Source organism: Streptacidiphilus cavernicola (genome assembly GCF_042510955.1).
Lineage (GTDB): Bacteria > Actinomycetota > Actinomycetes > Streptomycetales > Streptomycetaceae > Streptacidiphilus > Streptacidiphilus cavernicola.
The window spans coordinates 163,523-187,926 of record NZ_JBHFAB010000009.1 but is presented as its reverse complement, the minus strand read 5'-3'; the positions used below and the strand labels follow the sequence as shown (position 1 = coordinate 187,926).

Below are 24,404 nucleotides of genomic sequence, written 5' to 3'. Positions count from 1 at the left end.
AATCGAACCCCCGGCACGCATTTCACTATGCGTAGCCACCTGGTTACTGAGGGTTTATCGGGGGTGGTGAAGAATGACGATCCGGGGGATTTTCCAGCCATTCATCCACGCCCGCGTGCGCCTGTCGGGGGTCGCCGCGCGTTCGCCCCGCGGCCACCGGCCGTCGTCCCGGTCTTCGTATGGTCGTTACTGGCGGCCCAGCTGGTCAAGTACCTGGCGCGGATGATTGGTGATGACGGCCTCCACGCCGAGCCGCAGGCAGAGCTCCACGTCCTCGGGATCGTCCACCGTCCACACGTGCACCCGGTGCCCCGCGCGGTGCAGCGCGGCGACGTAGCCGGGGTTCTCCCGGACCAGCTCGATGCCGGGTCCGGCGATCTTCGCGCCGTGCGGCAGGCTGCCGTCGCGGAAGCGCAGCGGGACCCGTTCGGTCAGGAACACGGTGGGGACGGCCGGGGCCAGCTCCCGCACCCGGCGCAGCGAGAGCTGCGAGAAGCTCATGATCCGGACCGGGGAGCGCTCGCCGCTGCTCGGGGTGACCAGATCGAAGCGGTGCAGCAGTTCCAGGAGTTTGCGCTCGACCAGGCCCGCGTAGCGGGTGGGGTGCTTGGTCTCGATGGCCAGCTCGACCCGTCGGCCGCAGTCGGTGGCGAGTTCGAGCAGCCGCTCCAGGGTGAGCACGGCGGTGTGCTCGGTGTCGGTCCAGTCGACCGGGTCGCCCTTCCAGGAGCCGAAGTCGAGCTCGGACAGCTGGGCCAGCTCCAGCGTCGAGACCACGCCGCGGCCGTTGGAGGTGCGGTCGACCGTGCGGTCGTGCACACAGACCAGGTGGCCGTCGGCGGTCAGCCGGACGTCGCACTCCAGCGCGTCCGCGCCCTGGTCGACGGCCAGCTTGTAGGCGGCCAGGGTGTGCTCGGCGAAGGTGCCGGAGGCGCCGCGGTGGGCCACCACCTGGGTGGCGGCACGGTTCGGCAGGACGACCGGGGTCGGGTGTACACGGGACACGCCACCACGATAATCCGCGCGGCCCGCGGACCCCGGTCACCCCAGGTGAACACTTGGCGACCGCGATCCGCGCCGGCGCTACCGTCCCCGCCGCAGCAGCGGCGTCAGCAGCCAGGTGACCAGCGCCGGGACGGCGAAGGAGAACAGCGACGCCGACGTCCACACCTGCGGATGCACATGCAGCGCGTTCTGCGCGTGCGCCCAGAACGTGGTCCACCCGCTCGCCCAGCCGGTCAGCTCCGCCGGATAGATCAGCTGGTAGACCGCGAACCCCAGCGCCCACGGCAGCAGCGGCAGCCAGCGGGCCGGCGCCCCCTCCGAGAGGTCCCAGCCGCCCTCGCGGCGTCCCGCGCCGAAGAAGAAGTCCACCGCCAGCACCGCCGACAGCGGCACGAACACCGCCCCGATCAGGCCGAGGAACGCCTCGTACTCGCTGAAGTCGGTGACCAGCAGCGCGAGCCCGGTGACCAGTGCGCCCAGCAGCACGGTCAGCACCCGGCGGTCCACCCGCGGCAGCAGGTTCTGCACCGACATCGCGGTCGAGTAGACGTTGGCGAAGGACTGGTCCGCCTCGCGCAGCACCAGCACCGCGAAGAACACCCAGCCCGCGGTGATCCCCATGAAGGTGCTGAAGATCCGGTCGCTGTCGTTGCCCACCTGCAGCAGCGCCACCATGCCGACCACGTAGCACCACACCTGGGAGAACGTGTAGCCGGTGAACGCACCCCAGAACGAGCTGCGGGTGCTGCGCGCGTGCCGGGTGTAGTCCGCGGCCAGCGGGACGAAGGAGATGGAGACCGCGATCACCGCGTCGGTGGCCGGCAGGAAGCCCTTCCAGCTGCCGTGCGCGGGCGCGGGCACGCCGCGGCGCAGCAGCTCGACCGTGAAGAACAGCATCGCCAGCCCGACCGCGACCGCCACGTACTTCCGCAGCACGGCGATCGCGCCGAGCGGACGGATCGTCATCACGGTGGTGAGCAGCCCGGCCGCCAGCACGTACAGCCAGTGCGGGCCGCCGCCGAACAGCGTGTGCGCGCCCATCGCGATCACGGTCAGCTCGAACACGCCCCAGCCCAGGCACTGCACGATGTTGAGCACGGTCGGCAGGTAGGAGAAGCGGGTGCCGAACAGTCCGCGCAGGATCGCCATCGCGGGCGCGCCCGACCTGGTCCCGATCACGGCCGCGATGCCGAGCATCACCGAGCCGACCACCGTCCCGACCACGACCGCGGTGAGCGCGGCCGGGACGGACAGGTTCGCGCCGTTGACCACCAGGACGGTCGCCGCGCTCTGGAAGCCGATCAGGCTGACGCCCAGGTTGGTCCAGAACGCGGCCTGGTCGCGGAAGCCGAGGGTGCGCGGCGGCGCGGTGTCCAGCAGCAGCGGCGCCTCGGCCCGGGGGCCCGCCGACCCCTGATGGAGCAGCGGGGCGGAAGAAGAAGGGGGCGGCGGGGGTACGGGGGAAGGCGAAACGGACGTCATGGTGCTCTCAGCTCCCTACGCCGGCATTACCCGGTCAGGTTCAAGCGGTCGGCACCCCGGTTCGGCACCCTCTCAGCCTGGATCGGTCCAAGCTCCCGCGTATCAGTTCGAGCGTCATCGTAGGGCTTGGCGGGCGTCCGGCCAAGGTCGCGTCCACGCCGTGGATGGCTGGTGGGCGGGTCGCGGACGGGCGGCGTAGGGCTGATGGGGATGAAACTGACCTGAACCGAGGATGAGCGAGGCTGTGGGGTGGCTAAGGAAGCTCTCACACGGGTGCGCTATAGATTCGGTCAGGGGAAGTAGCGCATGACTGACCCTTACGATGCCCGGACACCGGGCGGGCAATGCTTGGGACCGAGGTCCCCAGGAGGAGGTCATTCGTGAGTACCGAGCACGAGGACGGGAACGCAGGCGCGCAGCAGCCCGCCCCCGCCGAAGGGACGGGCGCGGGGCCGCTCCCCTACGCGCAGGAGCGCGCCGTGCCGGCTGACGCACGCGTCACGGACGACACCGTCGTCCAGCCCGTCGCGCCGCCGGCCGATCCGGCACTCGCCGGCTTCCCGCCGCCGGTGGCCGCGCCGCCGCAGGCCGCAGCGCAGGCCGCCGAGCCGCAGGCCGCCGCCGAGCCGCGTACGGAGGTGCTGCCGGTCGCGCCTGGCCACGGCGGGCAGGGCGCCCAGGGTGCCCAGACCGGATCGACCGCCTACACCGGATCGGCTCCCCAGGACGCACCCACGGCCCAGCAGCAGGCCCAGGGTCAGCAGCAGGCCCAGGGCCAGGGGTACGGCGCACCTGCCGCGCCGACCGCACCTGCCGCGCCGTCCGCACCCGCCTTCCCGCCCGCCAACGCGCCGGTCCAGGGCGCGTACCCGGCCGACGCCCCCGCCTACCCGCAGCAGCCCCCGGCCGCTCCGGCGATGGCGGCTCCTGCCGCCGCGGCGGCATACGGCGCCGAGTCGCCCGCCCAGCAGAGCCTGCACCAGCCGCCCTACGGCGGTGGCGGCTCCGGCGAGCCCGGCTACGGCGGTGCCGCCCACACCGGTGACGCTGCCGGCGACGGCCACGGCGGGGGCCTCCCCCCGTACGCCGGCTACCCCGGCTCGGCCTACCCGCCGCCCGGCACGGACCCGTACGCCCCGGCCGCGAAGCCCAAGAAGCGCCGCGGCGGCCTGATCGCGCTGCTCGCCGCGACCGCGATCGTCGCGGGCGCCGTCGGCGGCGGCATCGGCGCCGCGCTGGAGAACAACGACAGCTCCTCCGGCAGCACCACCGTGTCGACCAGCGTCGACCCCAAGGCGCTCAGCCGGGCGCCCGACAGCATCGCCGGGATCGCCGCCAAGGCGCTGCCCAGCGTGGTGACCATCTCGGCGAGCAACTCGCAGGAGTCCGGCACCGGCACCGGGTTCGTCTACGACACCGACGGCCACATCCTCACCAACAACCACGTGGTGGCGCCCTCGGAGAACGGCGGCAAGCTGTCGGTGAAGTTCTCCGACGGCTCCAGCTACCCGGCGACCATCGTCGGCCGCGCCTCCGGCTACGACGTGGCCGTCATCAAGATCGACGGAACCCCGAAGAAGCCGCTGGTGCCGCTGGCACTGGGCAACTCCGACCAGGTGGCGGTGGGCGACACCACCATCGCGATCGGCGCCCCGTTCGGCCTGTCCGGCACGGTCACCTCCGGCATCATCAGCGCCAAGAACCGCCCGGTCGCCTCCGGCGACGAGACCGGCGCGCAGACGTCCTACATGAACGCGCTGCAGACCGACGCGTCGATCAACCCGGGCAACTCCGGCGGTCCGCTGATGAACTCCTCCGGGCAGGTCATCGGCATCGACTCGGCGATCCAGTCGACCGGCCAGAGCTCGGGCGGCGGCCAGTCCGGCAGCATCGGCCTCGGCTTCGCGATCCCGATCAACCAGGCCAAGTGGGTCGCCGACCAGCTGATCAAGACCGGCAAGCCGACGTACCCGATCATCGGCGTGCTGCGCGACGACACCTACCAGGGCGACGGCGCCAAGATCGCCGCCGCACCGGTCCAGGGCACCCCCGCGGTCACCCCCGGCGGCCCGGCCGACAAGGCCGGCCTCAAGCCGGGCGACATCATCACCGAGCTCGGCGGCGTCCAGATCGACAGCGGCCCCACCCTGGTCAGCGAGATCTGGTCGCACCACCCCGGCGACGTGGTCAGCGTCACCTACACCCGAGGCGGCACCAGCCACACCACCAGCGTCACCCTGGGCTCCCGCGTCGGCGACCAGTAACCACCGGGCCGGGCACCCGGCCTCGGGCACCCGGGCACTCGCCCCGCCGAGCCCCGTCCGCCCCCGCCAACCATCCGGCCCCGTACGGCATCCACGCCGTACGGGGCCGAATGCTTCCCCAACGCCCCCCGACTCATGAGAAGATCCCTGAGCGCGGACCTCACACCCCGCGCCTGGAGAGCTGCCCGAGCGGCCTAAGGGAACAGTCTTGAAAACTGTCGTCACGGGGAACCGTGACCGAGGGTTCGAATCCCTCGCTCTCCGCAGGTCAGTAGACGCAGGTCAGGCCCGGTAAAGGAGAAGGCTCCGATACCGGGCCTTTTCGATTCCTGTCTCAGAATGTGTGCCACATCCCGCTCTTAGCGTGGCGGCTGCGCGCCGCTGGATAGGCCCCGAAGGGCATGAAGCGGGAACCTTCAGAACCATGCTTTCGGCGGGGGTCTCAGGCTCCGGGATAGCCACGGTCTCGCTGGCGCTGTCCCGCCGTTCGTGGTCAAGGGATGGTAGGGGAACATCGTGGTTACTGGGAACTGTAGGTGCCCAGCCGCGGGAACATATTTGCGAGTGGGTTGTCAGTGCGTCATGCGAGGCTAGGACCATGATTGGTGAAGCGCCCAACGCAGAGGTCGGTCAGGAGTTCAGCAGCCGCCGTTTGGCACATGAGGCCGGCGTACATCGGCCGATTCAGGCGGGAATCTGCGGAACGAAGGCAAGTGGCGCAGAGTCCATCGTCCTGTCTGGTGGCTACAAGGACGATGAGGACTACGGCGAAGTAATCGTATATACCGGACATGGCGGACAGGATGGCTCCGGGAACCAGGTCAACGACCAGACCCTTGACGACACAGGGAATGCCGCCCTCGTCACGAGCTACCTGGAAGGACAGCTCGTTCGCGTGCTGCGTGGCGCACACAAGGGTTCCAAGTTTGCACCCAAGTCGGGCTACCGGTATGACGGCCTGTTCCGCGTTACGAGCTACGGAAGCAAGCTCGGCATCGACGGTTACCGAATTTGGCAGTTCCGCATGGAGGCCTACGAAGGCGCTCCGTTTCCGATCATCGCGGATCGCGAGAGCATACACACGGTCGCTGAACTCCCGATCGCCGATGACGCGGGAGGAACCCCGGTAGGTAACGAGACCCCCGAGCGGGCCACCACCACGATGCAGCGCATACTGCGCAGCATTGCCGTGAAGCGGCAGGTTAAGGCATGGCACGACAATCGGTGCCAGGTCTGCGATCTTCGCATCGAGGTGCCGGGCGGCAGCTACAGCGAAGGCGCCCACATCCAGGCACTTGGCCGTCCCCACGACGGACCTGACATCACCGGAAACGTCCTGTGCCTCTGCCCGAACTGCCATGTCATGCTCGATGCTGGTGCCATCGTCTTGAGTGACGACTTCACCGTCATCAAGGCTGGCATCGAGGTAGGCCCCCTGCGGACCCACCCTCAGCACAGCATCAGCCTCGACTGTGTACGACAGCACCGCGAGCGCTGGAGGCAGTAGGCGAACAGGCAGGATCTGATGGATCACTCTTCCAAGCCAGGGATCTGTCAGTGCCGGTATCTACCGTGGCCACGTTGCGACTTGCAGGTTCGCGTCAGAGCGGCGGAGTCAAGCGGGGTGGCAGTGGATGGCCCCCGGGAGCCACCTCGGGGCCGGAATGGTGGCGTGACCCACCCCCTCACTTCGCCAGCAGTCGCGCACCAGACGGGGCAGCCAGCAACGGAGATTCACGCGGTAGGGGTCGCCGGGCAACCGTCGCAGGCCCAGCGCGCCGATTCGGCCCCTAAGGGCTGTCCCGTAAGTCAGCGGAAGGGCGGCTCGCTCCCACTTAGATGACCTGACGGCACGGTACGACCTATTCGCTCACGTGCTCGACTGGAACCCGTAGAAGCGCGCATAGTCGAGTGCCGCCGCCTGGGACTGCTGCGGAGGACGGTAGTCGTGCTCCAGGACGTAGTGAACGATCAGGGATGGGCTGCGAAGGTCGAGCCGTCGTCCCCGTCCACATGGATCTCGGCTGCGCCGAGCAGGCAACGATTGCCGTCGTCGTCGGCCATCTCAACGGCGCTGCTGCCGCAGAAGACGCAGCGGTGAGCGCCGCGTGTCTCGTTTACCTGGAACCGGAGCAGGTAGGTGAGGGCTCGACCGAGGCTGGCTTCGACTGGACCGGTCAAATAGTCGTCCGCCAGTAGGCGGCAACCAGCAGGACCCTGTCCTCCAAAGGCAGCGACCACGGCCGCCCCGGACGCTGCACGTCAGCCCTTTCCCGGCGCAGCATCGTCATCAGCTTGCCGAACGAGCGCGGGCTCAACCCCGTGAACGGACCTATCCAGGACGGCTCCGACGTCGTGATCACACCAGCCACACCAAGATCATCTCATCTGCGGCCAACAGTTAACGGGACAGCCCTTAGCAGTGGTGATTCCCAAGCTCAGGGCTCAGCTATTCCAGCGAGGCTGTGTCGCAGGCGTGTTCAGGCAAGCGACCACGGCCGGCCGTTGGCTGCCGACGCGGCAGCTCAGACAGGCGTCGGGCCTCGACCGCGGCACTCCCTTGAAAGTTCTTGCTACGGGGAACCATGGCCGAGGGTTCGAATTCACCGCTCTCTATAGCCAGCAGACCCCTGGCCGTTCATTTGGTTGGGGGTCGATGGTTTTCGAGTTCAGATCAGTGACTCGTCAGTCTCCACGGGTCCCTGCGCGAACCGTATGAACCTAAGATCCCTTGAGATTGTTTTTCTCCAGCCATCGGTCGTAGCGCCAAGCCAGCGCACTTCGATGCGGCTGCTTCGCCAGATCACTCAGGTGAGTCTTGATGATGCCGAGTTGGGCGAGACTGGGGCCTTTGGGCCTGACCAGGATCTCTCGTGTGTCGGGGTGGATGGCGAAGAGATTGGCATCGAACGCGCGATGCAGTGCTGCATTCAAGGGAAGTCCGTTACGCGCGTCTGAGGAGCCGTTGTCGGCGTCCGGGCGTAGGTGCGCAGCTTCGATCATCTCTGGAACCGCGACGCCTGAGAGGGCACAGACCGGTCCGTAGCGCTGGAAGACTGCCAGCTTGAAGCGTGCCTGATCAGGCCTAGTGATCACTGTTCCGGGGCCTCGCCGGCGGCGGTTACCTTCCAAGGAGAAGGGCTGTTCATCCGAGTGGTCTTTGTCGAGCAGGTGGGTTGGAGCGTCTGCGCTGAAGGTGACGAAAAGCAGCTTGCTTTGGTCTTCCCAGCCAGTTACCCAGGCGAGGTCTACGGATCGTAGGTTTGCCCGTTCGGAGATCAGGAAGACTGGCAGCTTGAGCCGCGCTGTCAGCTTAGCGGCCGCGACCTCTGCTTCATCCTGCCCTCTTCGAGCGGTGGTGGGGTAGTGGTAAAGAGCTCCCTTGTCGCTGACTTCGTCGGGGTAGTCCGTGCCGGTGTGTTTCAGGCCTACGGCGAGGCCCTTGGGGTGAACTCGCTTTGTGCGGTCCTTGTCCACCCAAATCCCCTGCTGACCACCGTAGGCACCCACTGAGCGGAGGTCGTCGGGGGTCACTAGTCCGTTGGCGTCGCGGCAGGCGACTAGGTGTTCCCAGACTGCTTGACGCCACTCGCTCTCACCGTCGAGGGTTTCTGGGCGGCCATCCATCACGGTGAATCCAAGCTGGCGCAGGGCAGCGTTGGAGTGACTCTCGCCACCACTAAACTGGCCCTTTGCGGGTGCCCCGACTGAGCGGTGCTGGTATCCGTAGGCGGCGCCAGCAATAGCCTTGGCGTCGTAGAGACGATTTTGATGGCGCAGGTAGTACTGGCTTGCTTTGCCGTACTCGTAGTGTTTGAGGAAGCTTCGTTGGCCGAGCGTGTCGTACTCGCTAATCGCCCGGAGAACTGCTGAAGCGTCGGTTAGCTCGCGGATGTTGACGGACAATGCGCCTCCCTGATCCTTGGGAGGATCCTAGACGCCCGCACTGACACCCTGGCTGGGGAGTTGTGCGGGCACCGGTCGTTCGAAGAACGGTTTCCAGGGCTGCTGAGCCTGGGTGATCGGGCCATCGCAGGGGTGTCGCCGACGGTGCCGGGCTGTCACAGCTGGCGGATAGGCTTCCGGGGGTCAGGGCGGCTGCCGGGAATCGCGGTCGTGCCTGGGGTGCTGCCGCCGGTCGGGCGGCCTGACTCTTTCGAAGGATCGATCGCCCTTGATATCGAGAGCTCTCCGCAGCCGTCCCGTTCGGGCCGTGCTCGCCGTCCTCGTCCTGCTCGGCGGGGTGGTGGCTGCCGGGGCGGTCGCTGCCGCCCCGGCGTTGGCGGATGACGGGCCGCACTTCAGCCTGGTCTCCACCGGCGCCATGTGGACCGCGGACACCCGCGTCTACCTGCGGCCGGACGGCGGGGACATGCAGTACTGGTTCGTGGTCGGCGGCACCGGCGCCATGACCGGGACCGACACCGTCACCTTCACCTCCGTCGCGGACGCCGCCCAGTCCGTCTCGGCGACCTTCGGCAGCGGGGACCCGGTCAACGTCTGCGCCCGTCAGAACGCCGCCGCCGGGGACACCAACTGCCTGGTGAACGTTCACTTCCCGGTCGGGAGCGCGCCCGGGGACTGGCAGATGACCTCGGTCGATCTCACCCAGCCGGACGGCTCCGTGTTCCACCAGCCGATCACCGCGGACCTCGGCACCCAGCTGCAGATCCCGACCGCCCAACTGGTCGACGCGCAGAACCCGCTCCAGGCGTCCGGCTTCCAACTGGACCGGACGACGGTGAACAACTGGACGTCCAGTCAGACCGTGAACCTCAGCATGACGGCCACCGACTCGGCCGGCACCATCACCGCGGTCCAGCCGGAGCTGACCGGCGACTGCTGGGCGAACGTCAGTCAACTCACCTGGTCCGGAGACCGGGTGAGTGTGCCGATCACCGTGCCCACGACGGCCGTCGGCGGATGCACCGTCACCAACGTCCTGGTGACGGACGACAACGAGTACGCGGTCTCCTACCCCGGCTCCGCCGCCGAGACCATCGCGATCCAGCCCAAGCCGGCCAGTGACATCGCCATCGGCTCGCTGACCTACCAGCACTCCGTGCCGTCCACCGGCGGCAGCGCGAAGATCGGCTTCACGGTCACCGACAGCGCGCCGGTGACCGGGGTCGCGGTCAGCGCGCACGGCCCGACGAGCGGGTGCACCCCCACCGCCTCCACCGCCGTCTCCGCCACCTCCGCCCCGGACGGGACGACCAGCGCGGCGGTCTCGCTGAGCCTGGCGTTCACCGCGACCGGCACGGCCGACACCGGCGGCACGAGCGGCACGAGCGGCACGAGCGGCACGAGCGGCACGAGCGTGCCGACCGGCTGCGCCGAGGGCCTGTACGCGGTCGCGATCACGGTGACCGACGTCAACGGCACGCACACGCTCGGCGCCGGCGGGACGTCCCTCGGCAAGCCGGTCGACATCTCCTTCGGCACGGCCGGCACCTATGTCGCGCTGACCCCGAGCCGGGTCCTGGACACCCGCACCAGCACCGCACTGCCCACGCTCCCCGCCCACGGCAGCAGGACCCTGAAGCTCGCCGGCGCTGGCCCGGTGCCGTCCGGCGCGGTGGCCGCCGTCCTCAACGTCACGGCGACGGACACCAGCAAGGGCGGCTTCGTCTCGGTCTATCCGGCGGGCGGCGCCGACCCCGGCACGTCCAACCTCAACTTCCCGGCCGGGCGGACCATCGCCAACAACGTCACCGTCGCCGTCGGCGCCAACGGGGGCGTCGTCCTCCACAACGGCACCGGCGGGCCGCTGGACCTGGTCGTCGACCTCACCGGCTACTACCTGCCGGACACCACCGGCGCCGTCTACACCGGCATCGCCCCGGTCCGGGCCCTGGACACACGTTCCGGCACGGTCGGCACCCCCGGTGCTCCAGGCACCGTCGCGGCGCACGGCACCGTCGCGGTCGACCTGTGCGGCAGGGCGGGCGTCCCGGCCGGGGCCACCGCTGCCGCGCTCAACGTCACCGCGACCGGGCCGAAGGCAGCGGGCTTCCTCACCGTGTACCCGCACGGGCAGGCCAGGCCGACCGCCTCCAACCTCAACTTCACCGCAGGGCAGACCATCCCGGACGCGGTGACCGCCCGCATCGGCACCAGCTGCTCGGTCGACGTCTACAACGGCTCCAGCGGCGCCGTGTCCGTGATCGTGGACGTGGACGTGGACGGCTACTTCACCCCGGACGCCACCGGGCAGACCACGGACGGCGTGCTGGTCACCGGGCTGCCGACGCGGATCCTGGACACCCGCAGCGGCAGCCACCCGGCGCCGCTCGGCGCGAACGACTCACTGCTCACCTGGGGGCTCGACCCGGGCGCCTGGGGCATCCGCTCGCTCCTGCTGAACACCACGGCGACGGCTCCGACCGCGGCGGGCTTCGTCACCGTCTACCCGGACGCCGCCCCGGCCGGGGCCGCCCCCGACGGCTCCGGCCTGCCGAACGCCTCCAACCTGAACTTCGGCAAGGGGGAGACCATCGCCAACGCCACGCTGGTGCGGGTGGGCGACGACGGCTATGTCGACTTCTACAACCGTGCCGGATCGGTCCACCTGATCGCCGACCTGTACGGGTACTTCACCGGCGGAGGCGGCGCTGCCAGCGGCAACGGCGGTGGAGGCGGTTCGGCTGCAGCCACACCGCGGGCCGGGGCTGCGCACTCGGCACCGATGACGACCGGCACCGGGCTGACGACCCGTCGGACGGCGGCGACCCCGGGCGGCACGGCGCTGCTGCGGTAACCCCTGCCCGAAGCTGAACGTGGCGCCGATCGTTGCGTCCTGAACGAGCTCAGGACGCGACGATCGGCGCCTGCAGTTCGGCGACCCACGACTCGGGGCCGTCGGACTCGTCGAGGGTGATCTCACGGGCGTGGCCCACGAAGCGGTAGCCGTGCGCCTCGACCCAGCGGACCATCAGCTGACTGGTACTCAGAAAGCTGTGCGCCAAACCGTGGTGGACGATCACCGCGGCGCGTTCGACCGCAGGCAGCGTCACGACCTGGAAACCGTCGCTGCTGCCACCACCGCCGTCACCGGCCGGGACGGGGAACCCGACGTGAACCGCGATCCCGAACCCGTCCTGATCCTCATCCTCCTCCTCCCCCGGTGTCTCGAACCAGACGGTGCGCGGCCCGGTCGGCGTGACGCCCGCGTCCGCGAGGCGCAGCCGTAGCTCGGCCGAGAGCGCGTCGATCAGCGGGCCGATCCGGCCGGGATCGAAGCTCGTGGCCGTGCCGCTCAGTTCGGCCAGCCGGACGGCGGGCAGTGGTCTGACGATGACGTCGTCCAGGGGCATGCGGCCCTCGCTCTCGATCGATCGGAGCCGCGCCTCGACCTGCAGCAGGCCCGACGCCGCCTCCGCCATCGCGGCCTCCAGCTCGGCACGGCGCAGCCGCAGCATCCCGCGCAGCTGCTCGGCGCCGACGTCCTCGTCCAGGATCGTCCGTACCTGCTGCAGCGTGAAGCCGAGGCCCTTGAGTGCGACGATCCGGTTGAGCCGGGCCAACTGTGCTGCGCGGTAGAGGCGGTAGCCGCTGGCTCGGTCCACCTGCGCGGGGCGCAGCAGGCCGATGGCGTCGTAGTGCCGGAGCATCCGGACCGATACGCGTCCGTGCCTGGCGAAGTCTCCGATGGTGAACATGGTGCTGCCGAGTCTCACCCCTCCCACCGTGTCAGGGTCAAGCAGACCGCAGCGGATGCCAGCACACCGACAGAGCCGGTGTCGGCCCGCGAGAATCGCGGGCCGGCACCGGCTCTGGGTGTTCGGGCGGAGCGTCAGTCGTTGCCGTAGAAGCCGAAGATGTCGATGATCAGGTTGGAGCTGCCACTGCTGGCGTTGAAGAAGTCGATGATGCCGTTCTTGCCGGTGCTCGCCTGGACCAGGTTCGGGACGGTCTGTCCGCGGAGCCAGTTCAGGGTGGAGCCGGCGGGCAGTGCCACGGGCTTGGCCGTGCGGTTGTCGTATTGGGCCTGGGTGTTCGGGTCCGGCGCGACGGCGAGGTAGCCGCTCGCCTTGGTGGTGGTGACCGTCGTGTTGAGCGCGAACGCGGTGATGTCGGGCTCGCCGTCGCTGAACGACAGCGGGAGGTACGAGTAGGCGGACAGCGGGCCGCCCTCACCCTTCGCCCGGGTGTCGATCAGGCGCTTCGGCGGGACCGGCACGTAGACGCTCTTGCTGGCGGTGCTGTAGTAGCCGACGACGTCCACGATCACGCTGGCGGCCTTGCCGCTGCCGTTGTAGATGCGGATCTTGCCGTCGCTGCCGACCGGCGCGATCACCGAGTTGGCGATGGTCTGGCCCTTGGTGAAGTTCACGTTGGACGCGGTCGGCAGCGACTTGCCGTCCGGGTACACGGTGAGGAAGCCGGAGCTCAGCGAGCCCGTCACGGTGACGTTGAGGGCCACCGCGGTGATGCCGCTGGTCGGCAGCTTGCCCTTGTCGTTCCCGGCGACCTGCGCCGCGACGGAGGCCTTTCCGGCGAGCTGCTTCTTGGGCGCGCCGACACCGCTGCGGGTGTCGACGATGCGGTACGGGGCGAGCGGGGTGTAGCCGCTGGACGCCGACTGGGTGAAGTAGCCCGCGATGTCGGCGATCAGGTCCACCGAGCCGCTGCTGCCGTTGTAGAGGTCGACCTGGCCGTTCGCGCCGATCGGCACGATGACCTGGTTCGGGACGGTCTGACCCTTGACGAAGTTGACGTTCGACGTGGTCGGCCGGGTGTCACCGTGGTCGTAGGCGGTGATGAAGCCGGGCGCCACCGCGTCGGTCACGGTGACGTTGAGGACCGCGGCGGTCGCTCCGGCCGGGATCGTCCCCTTGCCGCCGACCTGGAGGTGGACGGTGCCGTGCGCGGCGACCTTGGCCTTGGCGGCACCGGTGCCGGCGCGGGTGTCCAGCAGTCGGGTCGGCCCGTAGGCGGTGTAGTCCGAGCCGAGGGTGATGAAGTCGACGCCGTTGCTCACGGTGTCGCCCTGGCCGTCGGTGACGGTCACGGTGATCGTGTACGTGCCGAGCTTCGCGTACTCGTGGGTCGGCTGGAGCGCGCCGGGGCCGTTGAGCGTACCGGTGCCGGGGGTGGTGCCGTCGCCCCAGTCGTAGGTGGCGGTGAGGGCGATCCCGGTGGCGCTGGTGACGTTCACGTCGAGGGCGACACCGTAACCGGTGGTGTTCGCCGCGTCGACGGCCACCGCCAGGGTGGGGTCGACGGTCTGCGGGGCGGCTGCGGAGCCGCGGCCGGAGGCGGTGCGCACCCGGACCGACTTGGCGGCTGGGCTGCTGAACGTCCTGGCGCCCGCGGAGGCGAAACCGACCTTGGGAGTGGCGGTCGCGGGGAGCACCTTGGCGGCGCCGGCGGTGGCAGCGTGTGGTGCGGCGGCGAAGGCCAGACCCGGCACCAAGGCGACGCTGACCGCGGCGGCGGCAGTCATCGTCGCGAGACGGCGGTAGGACACAAGTCCCCCAGTCTTTCAGTAATTTAGGATGATGAGCGGATTGCACAGCCTGCACAGAATACATAGGCGGCGGAGCACCGTGGACCGGGGGCCGCATGTCGTTCGTAGAAGAACTATCTGTTTTGGTGCTAGTTCCGCCGGAGATTGGGCGATTTGTCGCAGAGGACCGGCGCCGACCCTTCCCCCGGGTCGGCGCCGGTGAATTTCAGCGGAACACTGTCAGTCGTTCTGGTAGTAGCCGAAGGCGTCGACCACGAGGTTGACCGTGCCCTTGCCGGTGTTCCAGAAGTCGACGATCCCGGTGCTGCCGGTGCTCGCCTGGACCAGGTTCGGGACGGTCTGCCCGCGGAGCCAGTTCAGCGACGAGGAACCGGGTTTGGTCGGCCAGACCTCCCAACCGCCCTGGTAGGCCTGGTAGCTGTTGGGGTCGGGGGAGACGGTGAGGTACCCGCTGGACTTGGTGGAGGTCACCGTGGCGTTGAGCACCCAGCCGGTGACGTCCGGGTAGTCGGAGGAGAGCGGCATGTCGATGTAGCCGCCGCCCTCCAGCGGCCCGTACTTCCAGGTCTTGGCCCGGGTGTCCAGGTACCGGGTCGGGTACATCGGCAGGTAGGCGCTCCGGCTGGCGGCGCTGTAGTAGCCGACGGCGTCGATGACGACGCTGACCGGCTTCTTGCCGCCGTTGTAGATGCGGATCCTGCCGTCGCTGCCGACCGGCACGATCACCGAGTTGGCGATGGTCTGGCCCTTGCTGAAGTTGACGTTGGACGCGGTCGGCAGCGACTTGCCGTCCGGGTAGGCGGTCAGGAAGCCCGAGCTCGGCGAGCCGGTGGCGGTGACGTTCAGCGCGACGGCGGTGATGCCGCTGCTCGGCAGCTTCTTCTTGTCGTTGCCCGCGATCTGGACGGCGACGGACGCCCCCGCGGCCAGCTGCCGCTTCGGTGCGCCGACGCCGCTGCGGGTGTCGACGACCCGGTACGGCGCGAGCGGGCTGTAGCCGCTGGCGGCGCTCTGGGTGAAGTAGCCGGCGATGTCGGCGATCAGGTCGACCGTGCCGCTGCTGCCGTTGTAGAGGTTGACCTGGCCCTTGTCGCCGATCGGGACGATGACCTGGTTGGGCACCGTCTGACCGGCTGTGAAGCCCTCTGCGCCGCCGCTGCCGCCGTCAGCGGGCGTCCGCGTGCCGGGTCACGATCGCTGCGGCGTCGGTGCCGCGGGGGAGGATGCCGTACTGGTGGCCGCGGTCTTCGCCGAGGCGGGCGCGGACGAAGGCCTCGGCGGCCGGGGCGGGTGCGTGCCGGAGCATCAGCGACGCCTGGAGCGCCAGCGCCATGCCCTCGACGGTGGCGCGGGCCCGGGTCTGCGCGGCCTCGGGATCGCGCAGGTCCGCCGCCAACTCCTTGCGCACCCGGGCCAGATGGGCGTCCAGCACCGGGTCGAGGCCGGCGGTGGAGTCCAGCTCGGCCCAGAACGCGTCCAGCGACCGCGGGGTCCTGGCGATGCCGCGCAGCACGTCCAGGGCGATGACGTTGCCGGAGCCCTCCCAGACCGCCATCACCGGCTGCTCGCGGTAGCGGCGGGCCAGCGGCCAGTCCTCGGTGTAGCCGTTGCCGCCGAGGCACTCCAGTGCCTCGTAGGCGTGGTGCGGACCGCGCTTGCAGATCCAGTACTTGGACACCGCGGTGGCCAGCCGCCGGAACAGCTGCTCCTCCTCGCCGGCGTCGGCCTCGTAGGCGTGGGCCAGCCGGATCGAGGTCCAGGTGGCGGCCTCGGCCTCCAGCGCCAGGTCGGCCAGCACCGCGGTCATCGCCGGCTGGTCCACCAGCCGGGCCCCGAACGCGCTGCGGTGCCCGGCGTGCCAGACCGCCTCGGACACCGACTGGCGCATGCCCGCGGTACTGCCCAGCACGCAGTCGAGGCGGGTGTGGTTGACCATCTCGATGATGGTCGGCACGCCGCGTCCCGGCTCGCCGACCCGCTGCGCCCAGGCGCCGTCGAACTCGACCTCGGAGGAGGCGTTCGACTTGTTGCCCAGCTTGTTCTTCAGCCGCTGGATCCGGACCGTGTTGCGGGTGCCGTCCGGCAGCACCCTCGGCAGCAGGAAGCAGGTCAGCCCGGCCTCGGCCTGGGCGAGCACCAGGAAGGCGTCCGACTGCGGCGCCGAGAAGAACCACTTGTGCCCGGTCAGCAGGTGCGCCCGCCCGGACGGGTCGGACGGCACGGCGACCGCGCGGGTGGTGTTGGCGCGGACGTCGGAGCCGCCCTGCTTCTCGGTCATCCCCATCCCGAAGAGCAGCCCCGGCTTTCCGGCAGGGGCGGTCAGCGACGGGTCGTAGCGGCGGCTGAGCAGGCCGGGCAGCCAGTCCCGGCCCACCTCCGGATCCCGCTGCAGGACCGGGACGACCGCGTGCGACATCGACACCGGGCAGGCGTGGCCCGGCTCGATCTGCCCGAACAGCATGAACACCGCGGCACGGGCCACCGTGGCGCCGGGCCGCGGGTCGGCCCAGGCCGAGGCGTGCGCGCCGTGGCGCACGGCCGCGGCGATCACCTCGTGGTAGGCGGGGTGGAAGTCGACCTCGTCGACCCTGTTTCCCCAGCGGTCGTGGCTGCGCAGCACCGGGAGGACGGTGTGGGCCTGCTCGGTCCACTGCTGGAAGCGGGCCGAACCGACGAGTCGGCCGACCTCGTGCAGCTCGGGCTCGCGCCAGCCGCCGCCGTACGCCCGGACCGCTTCCAGCAGCGGCTGGTTGGCGGCGTATTCGTCCAGGTCGACCCGGGGGGCGGCCTGGTTGGCCACGGTGTGGGTGAGGTGCGGGGCGGGGGCGGGGGCGCCCAGCGGCGCGGACGGGGGCTTGGCCGGGGACGGGGAGGAGGCGCTGGGGGCGGTCGGGGTCACGGGGCTGTCCTGTCTCGGGTGGTGGTGGGCCGGAGAGGTGTGTGCGGTTCGACAGCGTTTGCGGCAATGGCGGCTGCGGCAGTGGCGGTTACGGCAACGGCGGTTGCGCCGACGGCGCGGAGGCACAGCGCCACCAGGGCCTGCACGGCCAGGGTTTCCGCCGCCGGGTCCCGCGGCGTTTTGGGGGACGTGGCGGCCTGGTCGGCCGCGGTGGACGGGGACGGTGCCGCAGACGGGTGCGGCGGCTCGGCCGGGGAGAGTGCTCCGACCGGGGACAGTGGCCCGAGCAGTGCTTCGCCGATTGCGCCGACCACGGCGGCGGCGGACAACGACGGTTCCTGGGGCGGCAGTTCGCCGGTCGCCACGCCTTCGGCGATAGCCTCCCTGGCCAGCGCGAGGTAGCCGCGACGGTAGGCCAGCCGTTCGGTCTGCACCAGCGGGTCGACCGGCTCTGCGAGCAGCGCCCACGCGGTGCGCGGTGCGCGCAGCGCCCGGTGGGAGAACACCTCGACCAGGACCCGCAGTTGCTCGGCCGCCCCGCGCTGCGCGCGTACCGCTTCCCGGACGGCTTCCCGTACGGCGTCCAGTTCGTGCCCGGCGACGTGCTGGAACACGGCGGCGAGGAGTTCCTGCCGGGAGGCGAAGTGGCGGTAGACGCTGCCGGTGGCCACCCCGGCCCGTTCGGCCACCACCACCACACCGGTGGCGGCATAGCCGCCCTCGGCGAGGAGCCCGCGGGCGGCTTCGAGCAGCCGTTCGCGCTGGGCCGCGCGGGCAGCCTCGGTGCGGGCGGTGGGTCGGTAGGCCATGATGATCTGAACCCCGATTCATGTCTTCCTCTGTCCACTGAACCACCCGCGATCGAGCCACGCAACCACCGGGCGGGTAGGTGCTGGGGCGAGGTGCGGGCCCGGCGGGCCCGGTGGTGCCGCTCGGCGGGCGGGTGCGGGACGATGGGCGGAGCGATCGCCCAGGAGGAGCAGGAGGAGGAGACCGTGCCCAGCCCCGACCAGCCCGACCAGCCCGAGCACCCCGACGGGCTCGACCGGTCTGCTCCGGCCGCTCCGTCTGCCCTGGCCGCTCCTCCCGCTCCTCCCGCCCTGGCCGCCCCTCCCGCCCCGCCCGTCCGCGCCGCCGCTGACCGGGCCGGGAGCCCCCCCGTCGGCGGGGCGGGGCTGTGGTTGCTGCGGGTGCCGGAGGTGGCGGTCGGGGCGCTGGCCGTGGGCGAGTTGGACCAGGACGAGCGGGCCCGCACCGACGCCTTCGTCCGTGACTCCGACCGGGTCCGCTACGCCGCGGCGCACATCGCGCTGCGCCGCCTGCTCGGCTCGGCGACCGGGATGCCCGCCCGGGAGCTGGTCATGGTCAGGGAGCCCTGCCCCTGCTGCGGCGCGCTGCACGGTCGGCCCGCCCTGGCCGTCCGGCCCGGCGCGGAGCAGCCGGGCCGACTCCCGCACTTCTCGCTGTCGCACGGGGGCGACCTGATCCTGATCGGGCTGGCGGACGTGCCGATCGGGGTGGACGTCGAGGCGCTGCCGGAGCCGCGCACGGTCACGGAGTTGGCGGCCGTACTGCACCCCGGCGAGCAGCGCGAGTTGTCAGGGGTTCCGGCCGAGCTGCGGACCGCCGCCTTCGCCCGGCTGTGGACCCGCAAGGAGGCCTACCTCAAGGGGATCGGCACCGGCCTCGGCCGTGACCCCGCCGCCGACTATCTCGGCAGCGGCGGCCTGGCCCCGACCCCGCCCGGCTGGACGGTCGCCGACCTCGACCTCGCCCGGGACGAGGCCGAGGGCCACGCCGCCGCATACGCTCTGCGGCACGATTCGGCTGCCGCGCCGCGACTGCGACGGCTCCCCGTGGACGCGGTGTTGGGCTGACGCCGACGAAGCGTCATTCCTGGGGTCCGACAGCACCGAAGTGCCGGAGAGGCGCCATTCGGACGGTGTCACGTTGGCAGACCGTTACCGTGCGAACTGTAGATCGTTCCAGGTTTAGCGGCCCCCTGTCACGCTTATGAGCGAACTATCGCTCCGATGTTGGCCGGGGGGTGATTCCGTGGGCAGTCTGAGAGTGCGACGCCGCAACCCGGGCAGGCCGCAGCTGGCCATGTGCCTGCCCAATGACAGTTCGACTTCCACCACTTGGAGGAATCACATGTCCCGTATCCGTATGACCCTTGCCGCCGCTCCGATCGCCGTCGCGATGCTCCTGGTGGGCGCCGGTGCGGCTGCTGCCGACAACGGGTCGTTCGCGGACGGCGGTTCCAGCAGCAGCATCGTCTCCGACTCCGGCGGCGGGAGCCTGTCCGGTTGGCTGAACGGCAACTCCAACTGGACCCAGCAGACCGCGACGGGCTCGGGCGCGTCCAATGCCAACAACACGCTGGGTGTGAACGGCACCGGCAACACCGTCTACAGCAGCCAGTCGAACAGCGACGTGCGGATCTTCTTCTAGTTCGGTCCCCCTGACGCCTGTCCGCCCCGGGGTGGGTCCCACGCCCCGGGGTGGGCGGGCGTCTCCGCACCCTTGACTGCGGCAGCGTATCTGACGCACAGTCAGATTTGTGATGGAGCTGCAGGAGTACGCGGGCCGACCCGCCGCGGCCGGGGGTCGCGGGCCGGATCTCGTCAACGAGCCGATGATCCGGCACTGGTGCGAGGCCATGGGCGACACCAATCCCGCCTACCGGGGCCCGGGTGCGACCGCGCCCCCGGCGATGCTGCAGGCCTGGACGATGGCCGGTCTCGGCTTCGGCGCGGCCGACGGCGGGGCCGACGCCTCGGCCGCCCGGGTCGGGCGCAGCAGCGACTACGACGACCTGCTGGCCCGTCTCGACGCCGAGGGCTTCAGCTCGGTCGTGGCCACCGACTGCGAGCAGGACTACCTCCGCCCGCTGCGGCCCGGCCAGCGGGTGCTGTTCGACGCCGAGATCGAATCGGTGTCGGCTCGGAAGACGACCGCGTTGGGCGTCGGGCACTTCGTGACCACCCGGATGGACCTCCGTGCGTATGACGAGAGCGCGGGGGAGAAGCCGGAGGAGGCGGTGCCGGTGGCCGGCCACCGCTTCCGCATCCTCAAGTACCGCCCGGCAGGACGGCCGACGAACCACACGTCGCCGACGACCGGCGGTGAACCCGCCACCGCCCCGCCGCTTCGGCCGCGTCCGGTGGTCAACCGTGACAACCAGGGCTTCTGGGACGGCGTCGCCGCAGGCGAACTGCGGTTCCAGCGCTGCGCGGTGTGCGCGGTGCCGCGCCTCCCCTGGCTGCCCGGCTGCAACGCCTGCGGCTCCCTGGAATGGACGGCGGAGGCCGCGAGCGGCGAGGGCGCCGTCTACTCGCACGTGGTGGTGCACCACCCGCTGCCCGCCGCGTTCCGTTCCGGCGGCCCCTACGCCGTCGCGCTGGTCCAACTCGCGGAGGGGGTGCGGCTCGTCAGCAACGTGGTCGGCCTCCCGGCGGACGAGGTGCGGATCGGGCTGCCGGTCCGGCTCTCCTTCGAGTGCTGCGACGACGCGTTGACGCTCCCGATGTTCCGCCCGGCGACCGAGGACGACCTCCCGCCGCTGCGGATCCCGGTCACCCGGACGCTGATCGTGGCCGGTGCCATCGCCTCCCGCGACTACCAGGACGTCCACCATGACGTCGAACTCGCCCACGCCAAGGGCGCGCCGGACATCTTCATGAACATCCTGACCAGCAACGGCCTGGTCGGACGGTATGTCACCGACTGGGCCGGACCGCGCGCGGTGCTGACCGGCATCGCCGTGCGCCTCGGCGTCCCGGCCCACCCGGGGGACGAGCTGACGTTCACCGGCCGGGTCACCGGGCGGGACGGCGACCGCCGGACGGTCCTGGTCACCGGCCGGACCCGTCGCGGCCCGCATGTCACCGCCACCGTCCGGCTGACCGTCCCCACCGCCGACGGCGCATCGGAGCCGCAGCCATGAGCCTCACCCGCGCCGACACCCTGGGCGGTCGCGCCGCCATCGCCGGCATCGGCGCAACCGAGTTCTCCAAGGACTCCGGCCGCAGCGAGCTGAAGCTCGCGGTGGAGGCGGTCCAGGCCGCGCTGGACGACGCCGGGCTCCGTCCACAGGATGTGGACGGACTGGTCACCTTCACCATGGACACCAGCCCGGAGATCACCGTCGCGCAGGCGGCGGGCATCGGCGAGCTGTCCTTCTTCTCCCGGGTCCACTACGGCGGCGGCGCTGCCTGCGCCACCGTCCAGCAGGCGGCACTCGCCGTCGCGACCGGGGTGGCGGAGGTCGTGGTCTGCTACCGGGCCTTCAACGAGCGCTCGCAGCACCGCTTCGGATCAGGCCTGACGAGCCGTCAACCCTCGGCCGAGGGAGCGGCGATGGGCTGGACCATGCCGTACGGGCTGGTCACCCCGGCGTCCTGGGTGGCCCTGCACGCCCAGCGCTACCTGCACCACTACGGGCTCACCCCGGACGCCTTCGGCCCGGTCGCCGTCGCCGACCGCCGCCATGCCGCGACCAACCCGGCCGCGTACTTCTACCAGCGCCCGATCACCCTGGCCGAGCATGCCGCGTCCCGCTGGATCGTGGAGCCGCTGCGGCTGCTGGACTGCTGCCAGGAGACGGACGGCGGCCAGGCCGTCGTGGTCACCACCCCCGAACGGGCCCGCGACCTGCGCTGTCCCGCGGTCGCCATCACCGCGGCGGCCCAGGGCGCGGGGCGCAACCAGGAGGCGATGACCAGCTTCTACCGCGACGACCTGACCGGCCTGCCGGAGATGGGCGTGGTCGCGCGGCAGCTCTGGCGCAGCAGCGGGCTCGGCCCGGCCGACATCGACACCGCCGTGCTCTACGACCACTTCACCCCCTTCGTGCTGATGCAGTTGGAGGAGTTCGGCTTCTGCGGGCCGGGCGAGGCAGCCGGGTTCGCCGCGGACGGCGGCCTGGAGCTCGGCGGCCGACTGCCGGTGAACACCCACGGCGGCCAGTTGGGCGAGGCCTACCTGCACGGGATGAACGGCATCGCGGAGGCGGTCCGGCAGGTGCGCGGCAGCGCGGTCAACCAGGTTCCGGGGGCGCGGCACGTGCTGGTCACCGCGGGCACCGGCGTGCCGACCTCCGGCCTGGTGCTGGGGCCCGCCTGAGCTGCCTGACCCGCCTGGCAAGCCCCCGCCGACCGGCCCGGAACCGACCGGCTGACCGCTGTTGCACGGCTGTGACGGGAGCCCGATAGTTCCACGACGTCGGGCTGACAGTCTTCTTCTTGTCGCACCGCCGCAGCACCCGCCGGTCACCGGCGCCATCGTCTTCTGGGGGAACCACCAATGTCTGCTCGTACCCGTCGTGTCGCCACGGCCAGCGCCATCGCCCTGGTCACCGCCGTCTCCGCCGCCGTCCTGCTGCCGATGACGGCGAACGCGGCACCCGCCGCCAAGAGTGCCAAGGCCGCCGCAGCCGTCAAGGCCGCCACGGTCCTCAACGGGACGAGCAAGAGCAACGGGCTGACCATCAGCACCGGCACCCGGTACGTCGTCATGAACGGGACCCGGGTGGACTTCGGCGTCATCGTCCGCGACCTGGCCTGGTCCCCCGACGGCAAGAAGGCCGCCTTCGTGGACGGCAACGGCAGCCTGGAGACCGCCAACCCGGACGGGACGGGCCGCCGCGTCGTCGCGGTCAACCCGGGACACCAGACCTGGTCCCACCCGACCTGGCAGGTCACCAAGAACGACCCCGCCGACGGGCTCCCGGCCAAGGACAACCTGATCCTCACCGTGAACAAGGGCGGCAGCACCAGCCTCAAGCGGATCTCCGCCACCGCCTCGCACGGCACCCTGGCGACCCTGTCGCTGGGCAACTACTTCGACGAGGGCGTCCCGGCGAACCCCACCACCGGCAACAACTGGGCCGACGGCAACGGCGGCTACGGCACCGTCGTCTACGACAACACCCGCAACGGCGAGATCTACATCCGCGACGACTACCTCCGCCAGCAGGGCGGCGCGATCACCAAGGGCTCCGAGCCCGCGCTGTCGCCGAACGGCGAGGAGATCGTGTTCGTCCGCTCGGTCAAGGGCCACGACCACATCTTCACCAGCGACACCAACGGCGCCCACGTCCGCGACCTGACCCCGGGCGCGACCACGAACTACACCGAGCCCGACTTCTCGGCGAACGGCAGGACCATTGCCTTCCGCTCCCCGAACGGCAGCTACACCCTGCCCGCGACCGGCAGCCACACCCCGACCCGGGTCTCCGGCTACACCGGCCTGATCGCCTACCGGGCCTGACCCCGCAGCTAGGACAGCTGAACCGGCTCCGGGCGCGACGGTCGTTCACCGAGCGTCGCGCCCGCGCTGGCGATGATCACGCAGGCGATGCCGAGCAGCTGCACCCCGCCCAGGACCTGCCCCAGCACCACCAGCCCGATCAGCGCGCTGACGGCGGGCTCCAGGCTGGCGATGACGCTGAAGATCCGCTCCGGCAGCCGCCGCAGGGCGGTCATCTCCAGCAGGTAGGGGACGATCGGGAAGAGCAGCGCCACCCCCGCGACCGCGAGCAGCAGCAACCCCGGCCGATCGCTGTGGCGCAGCCCGTGCCAGGCCTCGCCGAGACCGAACGGGGCCAGTGCGATCGCGGCGACGGTGAGCGAGAGGGCCAGCCCGTCGAAGCCCGCGAACGCCCGGCCGACCCGCTGGGTGAGCAGGATGTATCCGGCCAGGCAGGCCGCCGCGCCGAAGGCGCTGGCCAGGCCGCGCGGGTCGAGCGCGGCGCCGGGGGCCCGGCCGACCAGGGTCAGCAGCAGCACGCCGGCCGCGGCGAGCAGCGCCCACAGTACGTGTCCGAAGCGGCGGGAGAACACCAGCGCCACCGCCAGCGGCCCGAGGAACTCGATGGTCGCCGCCGTGCCCATCGGCAGCCGGTGCACCGCGTCCGCGAACAGCAGCGTCATCCCGGCCGAGGACAGCCCGAGCAGGGCGACCGAGCACAGGTCGCGGACGCCGCGTCCGCGCAGCCGGGGCCTGGTCCAGGCGAGCAGCAGCAGCGAGGCGGTGATCAGCCGGAGTGAGGTGGTCCCGGCCACGCCGAGGCTGCCGAACAGCGGCGTGGACAGCGCGATGCCGGTCTGCACGGTGAACATGGCCGCGAGGCAGAACAGCGGCGCCGGGATCCGGCCGGACGGGTGACGGCCCGTCAGCTGCGCGGCCGCCACGCCGGCCGCGGGGACGGCGGCCGGAGTGGGGGAAGCGGACATGGCGTCAGTGTGGCGTAAGGACCGTTAGAGGGGCAAACGCGTTA

17 protein-coding genes, 1 tRNA gene, 2 pseudogenes and 1 riboswitch are annotated in these 24,404 nt (G+C 70.8%); of the genes and pseudogenes, 9 read left to right on the top strand and 11 right to left on the bottom strand.

The genetic code is table 11. The annotated features are described in order from the left end of the window. Positions 1-186: 186 nt before the first annotated feature. Together ACEZDE_RS14930 and ACEZDE_RS14925 are read right to left on the bottom strand one after the other, a co-directional pair. Positions 187-1,005: a glycerophosphodiester phosphodiesterase gene (locus tag ACEZDE_RS14930; protein ID WP_380536491.1), complete on the bottom strand. Its 819-nt coding sequence runs from the start codon at positions 1,003-1,005 to the stop codon at positions 187-189. Positions 1,006-1,083: 78 nt separating this feature from the next. Further along, positions 1,084-2,487, bottom strand: a complete 1,404-nt coding sequence (locus ACEZDE_RS14925; protein WP_380536489.1) for a purine-cytosine permease family protein — start codon at positions 2,485-2,487, stop codon at positions 1,084-1,086. Further along, positions 2,483-2,596, bottom strand: a riboswitch (TPP riboswitch). (Overlaps the previous gene by 5 nt.) A gap of 271 nt (positions 2,597-2,867) precedes the next feature. Here ACEZDE_RS14925 and ACEZDE_RS14920 point away from each other — a divergent pair. The 3 genes from ACEZDE_RS14920 (at position 2,868) to ACEZDE_RS14910 (ending at position 6,258) form a co-directional block, all read left to right on the top strand. Beyond that, on the top strand, positions 2,868-4,751 hold the full coding sequence (locus ACEZDE_RS14920) for a S1C family serine protease (protein WP_380536486.1): 1,884 nt from the start codon (positions 2,868-2,870) through the stop codon (positions 4,749-4,751). Positions 4,752-4,926: 175 nt separating this feature from the next. Continuing rightward, positions 4,927-5,015, top strand: a tRNA-Ser gene (locus ACEZDE_RS14915). A gap of 334 nt (positions 5,016-5,349) precedes the next feature. Next, a complete protein-coding gene (locus tag ACEZDE_RS14910) occupies positions 5,350-6,258 on the top strand; it encodes a YDG/SRA domain-containing protein (RefSeq protein WP_380536482.1) in 909 nt (302 codons plus the stop codon). Between the two features lie 363 nt (positions 6,259-6,621). Here ACEZDE_RS14910 and ACEZDE_RS33760 read toward each other — a convergent pair. The 3 genes and pseudogenes from ACEZDE_RS33760 to ACEZDE_RS14900 all read right to left on the bottom strand — a co-directional run bounded on the left by ACEZDE_RS33760 (position 6,622) and on the right by ACEZDE_RS14900 (position 8,657). Further along, positions 6,622-6,992: pseudogene (locus ACEZDE_RS33760) on the bottom strand (DUF7919 family protein). Then, positions 6,932-7,123, bottom strand: a pseudogene (locus tag ACEZDE_RS14905) (IS5/IS1182 family transposase); the annotation flags it as partial. The pseudogenes ACEZDE_RS14905 and ACEZDE_RS33760, both read right to left, overlap by 61 nt. 349 nt (positions 7,124-7,472) lie before the next feature. Then, the gene (locus ACEZDE_RS14900; protein ID WP_380536478.1) at positions 7,473-8,657 is read right to left on the bottom strand and encodes an HNH endonuclease; all 1,185 of its coding nucleotides are present in this window, start codon (positions 8,655-8,657) and stop codon (positions 7,473-7,475) included. 307 nt (positions 8,658-8,964) lie between these two features. On the opposite strand from ACEZDE_RS14900, the gene ACEZDE_RS14895 reads away from it, so the two are divergent. Continuing rightward, positions 8,965-11,511: a hypothetical protein gene (locus tag ACEZDE_RS14895; RefSeq protein ID WP_380536476.1), complete on the top strand. Its 2,547-nt coding sequence runs from the start codon at positions 8,965-8,967 to the stop codon at positions 11,509-11,511. Between the two features lie 49 nt (positions 11,512-11,560). Here ACEZDE_RS14895 and ACEZDE_RS14890 read toward each other — a convergent pair whose 3' ends face one another. From ACEZDE_RS14890 to ACEZDE_RS14870, 5 genes are all read right to left on the bottom strand, one after another. Beyond that, positions 11,561-12,412, bottom strand: a complete 852-nt coding sequence (locus ACEZDE_RS14890) for a MerR family transcriptional regulator (protein WP_380536646.1) — start codon at positions 12,410-12,412, stop codon at positions 11,561-11,563. A 134-nt stretch (positions 12,413-12,546) separates the two neighbouring features. Beyond that, entirely contained in the window at positions 12,547-14,199 is a 1,653-nt protein-coding gene (locus tag ACEZDE_RS14885) for a PKD domain-containing protein (protein ID WP_380536474.1), read from the bottom strand. A gap of 243 nt (positions 14,200-14,442) precedes the next feature. Continuing rightward, a complete protein-coding gene (locus tag ACEZDE_RS14880) occupies positions 14,443-15,345 on the bottom strand; it encodes a hypothetical protein (protein WP_380536472.1) in 903 nt (300 codons plus the stop codon). A gap of 43 nt (positions 15,346-15,388) precedes the next feature. Further along, entirely contained in the window at positions 15,389-17,122 is a 1,734-nt protein-coding gene (locus ACEZDE_RS14875; protein WP_380536470.1) for an acyl-CoA dehydrogenase family protein, read from the bottom strand. After that, the gene (locus ACEZDE_RS14870) at positions 17,119-17,931 is read right to left on the bottom strand and encodes a TetR/AcrR family transcriptional regulator (protein ID WP_380536467.1); all 813 of its coding nucleotides are present in this window, start codon (positions 17,929-17,931) and stop codon (positions 17,119-17,121) included. Before ACEZDE_RS14870 ends, ACEZDE_RS14875 begins: the two co-directional genes overlap by 4 nt. A 144-nt stretch (positions 17,932-18,075) precedes the next feature. Here ACEZDE_RS14870 and ACEZDE_RS14865 point away from each other — a divergent pair, with 144 nt between their 5' ends. The 5 genes from ACEZDE_RS14865 to ACEZDE_RS14845 all read left to right on the top strand — a co-directional run bounded on the left by ACEZDE_RS14865 (position 18,076) and on the right by ACEZDE_RS14845 (position 23,395). After that, on the top strand, positions 18,076-18,999 hold the full coding sequence (locus ACEZDE_RS14865; RefSeq protein ID WP_380536465.1) for a 4'-phosphopantetheinyl transferase family protein: 924 nt from the start codon (positions 18,076-18,078) through the stop codon (positions 18,997-18,999). A 277-nt stretch (positions 19,000-19,276) separates the two neighbouring features. After that, positions 19,277-19,576, top strand: coding sequence for a hypothetical protein (locus ACEZDE_RS14860; RefSeq protein WP_380536462.1), 300 nt, complete (start codon positions 19,277-19,279; stop codon positions 19,574-19,576). A 112-nt stretch (positions 19,577-19,688) separates the two neighbouring features. Then, a complete protein-coding gene (locus tag ACEZDE_RS14855; RefSeq protein WP_380536643.1) occupies positions 19,689-21,071 on the top strand; it encodes an OB-fold domain-containing protein in 1,383 nt (460 codons plus the stop codon). After that, entirely contained in the window at positions 21,068-22,249 is a 1,182-nt protein-coding gene (locus ACEZDE_RS14850; RefSeq protein WP_380536459.1) for a lipid-transfer protein, read from the top strand. The genes ACEZDE_RS14855 and ACEZDE_RS14850 overlap by 4 nt, the downstream gene beginning before the upstream one ends. Positions 22,250-22,429: 180 nt before the next feature. After that, on the top strand, positions 22,430-23,395 hold the full coding sequence (locus tag ACEZDE_RS14845; protein ID WP_380536457.1) for a hypothetical protein: 966 nt from the start codon (positions 22,430-22,432) through the stop codon (positions 23,393-23,395). Between the two features lie 8 nt (positions 23,396-23,403). On the opposite strand, the gene ACEZDE_RS14840 is transcribed toward ACEZDE_RS14845, so the two are convergent. Beyond that, complete coding sequence (locus ACEZDE_RS14840; RefSeq protein WP_380536455.1) at positions 23,404-24,360, bottom strand: EamA family transporter; 957 nt, start codon at positions 24,358-24,360, stop codon at positions 23,404-23,406. Positions 24,361-24,404: the final 44 nt, after the last annotated feature.

What these genes read in the sequence shown, in the direction of transcription:
- ACEZDE_RS14925 (WP_380536489.1), bottom strand. Translation starts at nt 2,487, where the DNA reads ATGACGTCCGTTTCGCCTTCCCCCGTACCCCCGCCGCCCCCTTCTTCT.
- ACEZDE_RS14910 (WP_380536482.1), top strand. Translation starts at nt 5,350, where the DNA reads ATGATTGGTGAAGCGCCCAACGCAGAGGTCGGTCAGGAGTTCAGCAGC.
- ACEZDE_RS14890 (WP_380536646.1), bottom strand. Translation starts at nt 12,412, where the DNA reads ATGTTCACCATCGGAGACTTCGCCAGGCACGGACGCGTATCGGTCCGG.
- ACEZDE_RS14885 (WP_380536474.1), bottom strand. Translation starts at nt 14,199, where the DNA reads ATGACTGCCGCCGCCGCGGTCAGCGTCGCCTTGGTGCCGGGTCTGGCC.
- ACEZDE_RS14870 (WP_380536467.1), bottom strand. Translation starts at nt 17,931, where the DNA reads ATGGCCTACCGACCCACCGCCCGCACCGAGGCTGCCCGCGCGGCCCAG.
- ACEZDE_RS14865 (WP_380536465.1), top strand. Translation starts at nt 18,076, where the DNA reads ATGGGCGGAGCGATCGCCCAGGAGGAGCAGGAGGAGGAGACCGTGCCC.
- ACEZDE_RS14860 (WP_380536462.1), top strand. Translation starts at nt 19,277, where the DNA reads ATGTCCCGTATCCGTATGACCCTTGCCGCCGCTCCGATCGCCGTCGCG.
- ACEZDE_RS14855 (WP_380536643.1), top strand. Translation starts at nt 19,689, where the DNA reads ATGGAGCTGCAGGAGTACGCGGGCCGACCCGCCGCGGCCGGGGGTCGC.
- ACEZDE_RS14850 (WP_380536459.1), top strand. Translation starts at nt 21,068, where the DNA reads ATGAGCCTCACCCGCGCCGACACCCTGGGCGGTCGCGCCGCCATCGCC.
- ACEZDE_RS14845 (WP_380536457.1), top strand. Translation starts at nt 22,430, where the DNA reads ATGTCTGCTCGTACCCGTCGTGTCGCCACGGCCAGCGCCATCGCCCTG.
- ACEZDE_RS14840 (WP_380536455.1), bottom strand. Translation starts at nt 24,360, where the DNA reads ATGTCCGCTTCCCCCACTCCGGCCGCCGTCCCCGCGGCCGGCGTGGCG.